Here is a 5,611-nt window from a genome sequence, read left to right as displayed (position 1 = left end):
TTCGCAGCCGGGCTGGTGGTTCGCCGACGCGGGCGGCGACGGCGGCGTCACGCGCCTGCTCGAGGCGTACGTCCCGGCGATGCGGGCCGAGCTCGGCCGCGGTTTTCGCGGGATGCTGGTGCGGCAGGTCGGCGAGCCGGGCGTGCCCGCGGTCGACGGCCGGTTCCGGCTGGTGCGGCGGACCGAGGACATCGCGGTGCTCGACGTCGCCGCGTTCGGCTCCCGCGACGAGTGGATGAACTCGCTGGCCCGCAAGCGGAAGCAGAACCTGCGCAAGATCTTCCGGACCTTCGACGCCGACCCGTCGGTCGAGGTGCGGCTCGTGCCGGGCAAGGACGCCGACCCGGTCGCCGTCGCCGAGGTGCTGCGGCACAACGAGCGCAAGCACCACGACGTGCCGATCGTGCCGTTGCCGCACTTCACCGGCTACCTGGCCGCGCTGCTGCGCGAGCCGGACGTCACGGTGATCGAGTACCACGACACCCGCACCGGGCGGCTGATCGCGCTCGCGACCCTGCTCGACCACCCGGACCTGCCGATCGCCCGGCACTGGGGCGCGCTGCCACCGGAGGACGGCGGCCGGCCGAACCTGTACTTCCACTTCTACGGCGAGGCGGTGCGCTGGGCGATCGCGAACGGACGCGCGTCGGTGGTGTTCGGCAAGAAGATGACGGAGATGAAGGCGACCCTCGGCGCGCGGCTCGTCCCGCAGTTCGCGGCGGCCGTGCCGGTGTGGTGTTAGCTTCCCGCCATGCCCATGATCAGCGTTGCCATGTTCCCCGGCCGCACCCCCGCCCAGAAGAGCGCACTGGTCCGCGAGCTGACCGACGCCTTCGTCCGCACCTGCGGCGGCAAGCCCGAAGGCGTCCAGGTGACGCTCGTCGAGATCGGCGCGGACCACTGGGCCACCGGCGGCGTCCTGCACTCCGAACGCTGAAAGTCCGTGAAGGCCTCCTTACCGGCATTTATGACCGGTAAGGAGGCCTTCACGGACTTGTGGGTCAGCGGAGGCCGAGGGCGCGCAGGGCGAAGTGGACCTCGATCGACGTCTGCTTGATCGTCTCCGCGATCACCAGCGAGCCGTGGCCCGCGTCGTAGCGGTAGAACTCGTGGTGCAGCTCGCGGCCGGCCAGGCGGTCCAGGTAGTTCTCGATCTGGCGGATCGGGCAGCGCGGATCGTTGTCGCCGGCCAGCACGAGCACCGGCGCCGTCACGGCGTCGACGTACGTGAGCGGCGAGCACTCCGCGTACACCGCCGGCACGTCCTCCGGCGAGCCGCCGAAGAGGGCGCGGTCGAACGAGCGCAGCTGCTCCATCTCGTCCTCGTACGCGGCGACGTAGTCCGCCACCGGCACCCCGGCGACGCCCGCCGCCCACCGCGTCGGCTGCGTGCCGAGCGCGAGCAGGGAGAGGTAGCCGCCCCAGGAAGCGCCGTTGACGACGCACTTCGCCGGGTCGCTGAGTCCACTTTGGACGGCCCAGTCGTGCACCGAGGCGACGTCCTCCAGCTCGGTCAGCCCAGGCCGGCCTTCGATGGCGTCGCGCCAGGCCGAGCCGTAGCCGGTCGAGCCGCGGTAGTTGACCTCGACCACGGCGAACCCGGCGTCGAGCCAGGTCGCGCGGTAGGCGGAGAAGCGGTCCTCGTCGGCCGCGTGCGGGCCGCCGTGCAGGGAGAACACCGTGGGCAGCGGGCCCTCGGGGGCGTTCGAAGGCCGCGAGACCAGCGCGTGGATCCGCCCGCCGACGCCTTCGACGAACGCGTCGGTCACCGGCTCGGACCCCGGCGCCCGGTCACCCGGCGGCTCGAGCAGGATCGTGTCGGAGCCGTCGGTGGCGCGGGAGCGGACCGCGGCGGGTTCGGCCGCGCTCGACCACGAGTACTCGACCGTGCCGTCCGGGCGGACGCCCGCGCCGCCGATCCGGCCGGCCGGCGTGTCCACAGAGGACAATTCGGACGTGTCGAGGTCATAGCGGTACAAGGAACTGCGGCCCTCGTGGAAGTGGACGACGAGCAGGGCGCGCGCGTCCGGGTACCAGCCGGCGACGACCTCGCCGGGCAGGTCCAGCTCGAGCTCGGTCTCGGTGTCCGCGCGGACGTCCCAGACGAGCAGCTCCTCGCGACCCCGCCGTTCGTGCAGGACGAGCAGCCGCTGGTCGCCGGGCAGCGGCGAGAACTCCAGCGCGGACAGGCCCTTGCCCTCGCCGTCCCACTTCTCGGCGACGGTGCCGAAGCCGTCGGTGGCCAGCACCCGCAGCGCGGGGTGCCGCGAATCGCCGTGCTCGGAGTGCGAGATCGCGATCAGGCTCTCGTCGCGGGACAGCGACGCGATGCCGGCGTCGTCCGCGTGGCTGTAGAAGCGGTGCGTCTCGCCGCCGATCCGGGCGAACAGCTCGCTGCCGTCGTCGGTCGAGACGCCGACCGCGACCAGGTTCGCGCCGATCTCGAGTCCGGCCGGGTAGCCGTCATGGACGTCCGGGACGCCCTTCTCCGGCTTGCTGCCCTCGGTCGCCGCGAACGGCTCCCGCACCCACGAGCCGAACTCGTCGCCGTCGGTGTCGTCGAACCACCAGATCCACTCGCCGTCGGGGGACGGCGTCGCGTGCATGGTGCCGTTGGGCCGGTCGGTGACGCGGCGGTGTTCGTTCGTCGCCCGGTTCCAGGCGTAGACCTCCCAGACGCCGCTGGCGTTCGAGACGTAGATGTTGGCGTCGGGGGCGTCGCGGGCCCAGTCGGGGGTGGAGATCCGCGGGGCGTGGAAGCGGGCGCGCCAGCGGTTCTCGGCTTCGGCGTCGTCGAACAGCCGGTCCGGGACCACCGCGGGCGGATATTGGTTCGCTGACTGCGTGCTCACCCCTCGATCCTGCCACCTTCTGGCCGTACTGTGTGCGGGGTGCTGGAGGGTTACGCGCCGGGCTTCGGGCGAGACGCGGTTTCGATGATGTCCGCGCGCACGGCTGCCGAGCGCGCGGCGTTCGCCCAGCCCCTGTTCGCCCCGGGGATGTGGGTGGTCGACCTCGGCTGCGGCCCGGGCTCGATCACGCTGGGCCTGGCGCCGGAGTCCCGGGTGACGGGGGTGGATCGCGACGCCGGTCAGGTCGAGCGGGCCCGCGCGGCCGCCCGCCGCGCCGGAAGATCCACAGTGGACTATCTGGTCGCGTCGGCGTACGACTTGCCGTTCGCTTCGGGCAGTGTGGACGTCGCCTTTTCGCACGCGCTGTTCGAGCACCTGGCCGCTCCGCTGGACGCGCTGGCGGAACTGCGCCGCGTGCTCCGCCCCGGCGGCAGGCTGGCGCTGTCCACTTCGGACTGGAGCAAGGCCCGCCTGCGCCCGAAGACGGCGAACGTCGACGCGGCGCTCCGTGGGCACTACTTGCTGCGGCGCCAGGCGGGCGGCAACCCGTTCGCGGGCCGGGTGATCGCCGAGCAGTGCGCGGCGGCGGGGTTCACGGAGGTGGTCTCGCGCGCTCGCTACCGCTCCGACATGACGTACCGCGAGCTGGCGAAGTACGTGGAGGCCCGGCTCGAAGCGGCGCTCAAAGGGGAGGGCCGCGACCGCGACCAGCTGGCGAGTGCGGCCCGCTCGGCGTGGATGTGGACCCGCGGTGGCGACGGCGACTTCAGCCAGTGCTGGGTCGAGGTGACGGCGACCCGCTGAAACCAGAAGAGCCGGTGTCCGAAGACACCGGCTCTTACTCGTCGGGGTGGCGGGATTCGAACCCACGACCTCCTCGACCCGAACGAGGCACGCTACCAAGCTGCGCCACACCCCGAGGTACTGCTTAACGGGTCGTGGAGAAGTCTAGCGGACGGTGTTTCGCGCTTTCCGCGGGGCCAGCTTTCGCGGCTTCGCGGGCTCCGAACCACGCGGGACCAGCGTCAACAGGCTGGCCTCCGGCGGGCAGGCGAACCGGGCGGGCGCCCACGGCGACGTGCCCAGCCCGGCCGAGACGTGCAGCCACATGTGCGCGCCCCACCGCGAAGCACCGCGCGCGCGACTGCGATCCAGGTCACAGTTGGTGACGATGGCGCCGTACCCCGGGAGCCGCAGCTGGCCGCCGTGCGTGTGGCCCGCCAGCACGAGGTCGTAACCGTCCGTGGCGAACGTGTCGAGGACCCGCGGCTCCGGCGAGTGCGTGACGCCGATGCGGACGGCCGCGCCACTGTCGGCCGGGCCCGCGATGTCGGGGTAGCGGTCGCGGCGCAGGTGCGGGTCGTCGACGCCGGCCGCGAACACCCGCTGCCCGCCGACGTCGATCGTGCGGCGGACGTGCGTCAGGTCGGTCCAGCCGTGCTCGACGAACGCCGCGCGCAGGTCGCGCCAGGGCAGCTGGACGCCGTGGATGCGCTTCTTCTTGCCCTTCGGCATCAGGTACCGGGCCGGGTTCTTCGGCTTGGGCGCGTAGTAGTCGTTGCTGCCGAAGACGAACACCCCCGGCCGGTCGAGCAGCGGGCCCAGCGCGCGCAGCACGGACGGGACGGCGGTCCGGTGCGAGAGGTTGTCGCCGGTGTTGACGACGAGGTCCGGGTTCAGCTCGTCGAGCGCGGCGACCCAGCGCTGCTTGCTGTGGTGGCCGGGCAGCATGTGCAGGTCCGAGACGTGCAGGATCGTGAACGGCCGGGACCCGGGCGCCAGCACCGGCAGCTCGGCGGTGCGCAGGGTCCAGTGGCGCCGTTCGATCCCGACGGCGTAACCGAGGGTCGCGACGCCGAGCGCCACCGTCCCCGCGGCGAGGCGCTTCGCGGTCGCCCCCGACGTGCTTGTGTTACTGAGCGTGCTCACAGGCTCCAGGATACGTGCTCAACAGTTGGATGAACTCGCCGCCGTTCTGGGGAACCTGACCTTTAGCATTTGCGTCGGCCCGGACAAGGGTGACCAACCGGGGGGTTGGGGAGAACGATGGAGCAGTTCGGGCCGTACCGGATCGAAGGCCTGCTCGGCCGAGGGGGAATGGGCGAGGTCCACCGCGCCTACGACACCGCGCACGACCGCGTCGTCGCGCTGAAGCTGTTGTCCGACCCGTTCGTCGCGGACGAGGCCTTCCGCGCCCGCTTCCGCCGCGAATCGCAGATCGTCGCGCGGCTGCGCGAGCCGCACGTGATCCCGATCCACGCCTACGGCGAGATCGACGGCCGCCTCTACCTCGACATGCGCCTGGTCGAAGGCAAGGACCTCAAGGAACTGCTCGAGGACGGCCCGCTGTCGCCCGAGCGCGCGGCCGGGATCGTCGAGCAGGTCGCGGGCGCGCTCGACGCCGCCCACGAAGACGGCCTGGTGCACCGGGACGTCAAGCCGTCCAACGTGCTCGTGACGAGCGCCGACTTCGTGTACCTCGTGGACTTCGGCATCGCGCGCTCGATGACGGCGGAGGGAACGTCGATCACCGGCACCGGCAACGTGATCGGCACGCTCGACTACATGGCCCCGGAACGCTTCGGCGAGGCCCCGATCACCGGCCTGGTCGACGTCTACGCGCTCGCGTGTGTGTTCTTCGAGTGCGTCACCGGCCGCCGCCCGTTCCTGGGCGAGGGCGCGGCCGCGCAGATGGGCGCCCACCTGACCGCGCCGCCGCCGTCCCCGTCGCAGGTGCGCCCGGGCCTGCCGGCCGCGCT

At 72.1% G+C, this 5,611-nt stretch carries 6 protein-coding genes and 1 tRNA gene; 4 read left to right on the top strand and 3 right to left on the bottom strand.

The window, feature by feature from the left end:
- Together G3I65_RS38145 and G3I65_RS38140 are read left to right on the top strand one after the other, a co-directional pair.
- The coding region (locus G3I65_RS38145) for a GNAT family N-acetyltransferase (RefSeq protein ID WP_160700400.1) at window positions 1-742 on the top strand (742 nt) is incomplete at its 5' end.
- 9 nt (window positions 743-751) lie between these two features.
- Entirely contained in the window at window positions 752-937 is a 186-nt protein-coding gene (locus G3I65_RS38140; RefSeq protein WP_086859558.1) for a tautomerase family protein, read from the top strand.
- Window positions 938-1,001: 64 nt separating this feature from the next.
- Here G3I65_RS38140 and G3I65_RS38135 read toward each other — a convergent pair whose 3' ends face one another.
- Window positions 1,002-2,852 (bottom strand): prolyl oligopeptidase family serine peptidase, encoded by a 1,851-nt coding sequence (locus tag G3I65_RS38135; RefSeq protein ID WP_160700399.1) that lies wholly within the window; start codon window positions 2,850-2,852, stop codon window positions 1,002-1,004.
- A 39-nt stretch (window positions 2,853-2,891) separates the two neighbouring features.
- Here G3I65_RS38135 and G3I65_RS38130 point away from each other — a divergent pair, with 39 nt between their 5' ends.
- Window positions 2,892-3,656, top strand: coding sequence for a methyltransferase domain-containing protein (locus G3I65_RS38130; RefSeq protein WP_160700398.1), 765 nt, complete (start codon window positions 2,892-2,894; stop codon window positions 3,654-3,656).
- Between the two features lie 41 nt (window positions 3,657-3,697).
- Here G3I65_RS38130 and G3I65_RS38125 read toward each other — a convergent pair.
- Both G3I65_RS38125 and G3I65_RS38120 read right to left on the bottom strand, forming a co-directional pair.
- Window positions 3,698-3,771, bottom strand: a tRNA-Pro gene (locus G3I65_RS38125).
- Between the two features lie 29 nt (window positions 3,772-3,800).
- Complete coding sequence (locus G3I65_RS38120) at window positions 3,801-4,781, bottom strand: metallophosphoesterase (protein WP_309235922.1); 981 nt, start codon at window positions 4,779-4,781, stop codon at window positions 3,801-3,803.
- Between the two features lie 117 nt (window positions 4,782-4,898).
- Here G3I65_RS38120 and G3I65_RS38115 point away from each other — a divergent pair.
- A partial coding sequence (locus G3I65_RS38115; RefSeq protein ID WP_160700397.1) for a serine/threonine-protein kinase occupies window positions 4,899-5,611 on the top strand: 713 nt, incomplete at its 3' end.

The sequence above is a fragment of the Amycolatopsis sp. SID8362 genome (genome assembly GCF_010550475.1).
Lineage (GTDB): Bacteria > Actinomycetota > Actinomycetes > Mycobacteriales > Pseudonocardiaceae > Amycolatopsis > Amycolatopsis eburnea.
This window is presented reverse-complemented; position numbering and strand designations above follow the sequence as displayed.

What these genes read in the sequence shown, in the direction of transcription:
- G3I65_RS38140 (WP_086859558.1), top strand. Translation starts at nt 752, where the DNA reads ATGCCCATGATCAGCGTTGCCATGTTCCCCGGCCGCACCCCCGCCCAG.